Source organism: Enterobacter sp. (genome assembly GCF_977039595.1).
On the sequence record NZ_CDRQYH010000044.1, the window covers coordinates 30,267 to 33,494 of the forward strand.

Here is a 3,228-nt window from a genome sequence, read left to right on the forward strand (position 1 = left end):
CGCCAGCAGTTCCGTGAATCCCTTGAAGAGTTGACTACCGAAGATTTTGACGCGACGTTTAAAACCAACGTTTATGCCCCTTTCTGGATCACGAAGGCGGCCCTGCGGCACCTGAAGGCCTCGTCCGTTATCATTAATACCTCCTCCGTTCAGGCCGTGAAGCCCAGCCCGGTGCTGCTGGACTACGCCCAGACCAAAGCCTGTCTGGCGGTATTTACCAAATCCTTAGCCAAGCAGCTGGGTCCGAAGGGCATTCGCGTCAACGCGGTCGCTCCCGGCCCATACTGGACGGTGCTGCAGTCCAGCGGCGGCCAGCCGATGGAAAAAGTGAAGGAGTTTGGCGGAGATACGCCGCTGGGTCGTCCGGGTCAGCCCGTCGAGATTGCCCCGCTGTACGTCACGCTGGCCTCGGATGAATGTTCGTTTACGTCCGGCCAGGTGTGGTGTTCTGACGGCGGTGACGGCGTAATCTAAACGCTTAACCCTTTCCCCTCAGCAATGAGCAATAAATGAACAAGGACGTTCGCTCTTATTCCCCGCCGAAAAACATGTTGTAACTCAAACAGATCAAATGTTAAAAATATTTTGCTATCAGGTTATCAAAATTAAATAACTTAACTTGTCACCCGCATCGCTCTGTTTTTAACATCGCCTATGGAAAAAAATGGTCTGTTCAGTCAGCGCATACGCTTGCGCCATTTGCATACATTTGTGGCCGTCGCTCAACAGGGAACGCTGGGGCGTGCGGCTGAAACTCTTAACCTGAGCCAGCCTGCGCTCTCAAAAACCCTCAACGAGCTTGAACAGCTGACCGGCGCCCGTCTTTTTGACCGCGGTCGGCTGGGGGCGCAGCTTACCATCGTGGGCGAACAGTTCCTTACGCACGCCGTTAAGGTGCTGGATGCGCTAAATACCGCAGGCCAGTCCCTGCACCGTAAAGAAGAACACACCAGCGAGGTCGTCCGCGTCGGGGCCCTGCCCACCGCCGCGCTCGGCATTCTGCCGCCGGTGATTGGCCAGTTCCACAAGCAGCAACGGCATACCACGATTCAGGTTGCCACTATGAATAACACCATGCTGCTCGCGGGGCTGAAATCGGGCGAGTTGGATATCGGTATCGGCCGCATGTCCGACCCTGAACTGATGGGCGGTCTCAATTACGAACTGCTGTTCCTGGAGTCCCTGAAGCTGGTGGTTCGTCCCGATCACCCGCTGCTGCAGGACACGGTGACGTTAAGCCGCGTCATGGAGTGGCCGGTGGTGGTGTGCCCAAAAGGGACCGTCCCGCGCCAGACCGCCGAAACCTTGCTGCAAATGCAGGGGTGTACGCTTCCCTCAGGGTGTATCGAAACGCTGTCAGCCTCGCTTTCACGCCAGCTTACGCTGGATTATGACTACGTCTGGTTCGTCCCTTCCGGGGCGGTAAAAGATGATTTACGCCAGGGAACGCTGATCGCGCTGCCGATTACCTCGCCTGGCCCCGGTGAACCCATCGGCATATTGACCCGCGTCGACACCCCACTCTCAACGGGTGCGCAGACGCTGCTGAGCGCCATCCGTAAATCAATGCCGGTTTAAAACATTTTTGCCCTTCGCCCTGACCCTCTCCCCTTTGGGGCGAGGGGGTTGACCTGTGCCTTAATCAAATAATGCGGAATAAATCATTAACAATTGCGTAAAACAATTTAACAGTTTTATCATAGCGGCGAATTCACCAAATGGTTCGCAAATTATTTGATATAAACGAATTCACCGGTATCAACCATCAATCCCACCGCATTTATTACCCAACTGGTACATACCCGACACAGCGGGGGGAGCTAAGGAGACAGAAATGGCATTTGGCAGCGCGCCGCGCGGGATACCTCGTATTCTGCAGTGGCTTCTTGCCGGACTGATGATGCTCATCGGTCTGGCCGTCGGCGGGTTGGGCTTTAAGCTCGCCACCGTGGGCGGAAGTAGTTACTTCCTGATAATGGGCGTGGTAATGGTGATTGCCGCGATCCTGATTTTCCTCAACCGCACCAGCGGGATCGTGCTCTATAGCATTGGATTTATTGCCTCACTGTTCTGGGCGGTAAGCGATGCGGGCTGGGATTTCTGGCCGCTCTTCTCCCGCCTGTTTACCTTTGCCGTACTGGCGTTCCTGTGCGCCATCGTCTGGCCCTTCCTGCGCGCGGCAAACCACAGCGCCGCGAACAAGGCTCCCGCTTTTGGCGTCGCGGCCGTGCTCGCGGTGGCGATGCTGGTCAGCCTGGGCTGGATGTTTAAGCCGCAGACCCTCGTGGCAGCGAACGAGCCCGTTCCGGTGAAACCCGTCGCCCCCGGCGAGCAGCAAAAGAACTGGGAGCACTGGGGCAATACCACCCACGGCGACCGTTTCGCCGCGCTGGACCAGATCAACAAGCAAAACGTCAGCTCGCTGAAAGTCGCGTGGGTTGCACACACCGGCGATATTCCGCAGAGCAACGGCTCGGGTGCGGAAGATCAGAACACGCCGCTGCAGATTGGCGACACGCTGTATGTCTGTACCCCATACAGCAAAGTGCTGGCGCTGGACGTGGATTCCGGTAAAGAAAAATGGCGCTACGATTCCAAAGCCACGGCCCCTAACTGGCAGCGCTGTCGCGGTCTGGGCTATTTTGAAGACCACTCCAGCGTGACAACGTCACAGGCAGAAACACAGCCTGCGGCATGCCCTCGCCGCCTGTTCCTGCCCACTACCGATGCCCGTCTGATTGCCATCAACGCGGATACCGGCAAGGTCTGCGACGACTTCGGCGACCATGGCACCGTGGATCTGAGCGTCGGCATGGGTGAGATTAAGCCCGGATATTATCAGCAAACCTCGACGCCTCTGGTTGCCGGGAACGTTGTCGTCGTCGGCGGTCGCGTCGCGGATAACTACTCAACCGGCGAGCCGCCGGGCGTGGTGCGCGCCTACGACGTTCACACCGGTAAGCTGGCCTGGGCGTGGGATCCGGGTAATCCGAACCTGACCGGCCTGCCGCCAGAAGGCCAGACCTACACCCGCGGTACGCCGAACGTCTGGTCAGCGATGTCTTACGACGCCAAACTGAACCTGATCTACCTGCCAACCGCAGGGAAAATTCATGAACATGCCCGTATTTACAGGCTTCGTAGTGTAGCAGGTTCTCAAATTTTGAACTTTATGAGTTAGCGCTATCACACAACAATCAATTATCCGATGATCGATTTGTAGATCAT

Annotated in this window: 3 protein-coding genes; all 3 read left to right on the forward strand. The window is 56.8% G+C overall.

The window, feature by feature from the left end; all coding sequences use genetic code 11:
* Positions 1–474 (forward strand): SDR family oxidoreductase (locus ACWYRJ_RS14025; protein WP_455508110.1); only part of this gene is annotated, 474 nt, incomplete at its 5' end.
* Positions 475–654: 180 nt separating this feature from the next.
* The gene (locus ACWYRJ_RS14030; protein ID WP_111964646.1) at positions 655–1,578 is read left to right on the forward strand and encodes a LysR substrate-binding domain-containing protein; all 924 of its coding nucleotides are present in this window, start codon (positions 655–657) and stop codon (positions 1,576–1,578) included.
* Positions 1,579–1,834: 256 nt separating this feature from the next.
* Entirely contained in the window at positions 1,835–3,181 is a 1,347-nt protein-coding gene (locus ACWYRJ_RS14035; RefSeq protein ID WP_455508111.1) for an outer membrane protein assembly factor BamB family protein, read from the forward strand.
* Positions 3,182–3,228: the final 47 nt, after the last annotated feature.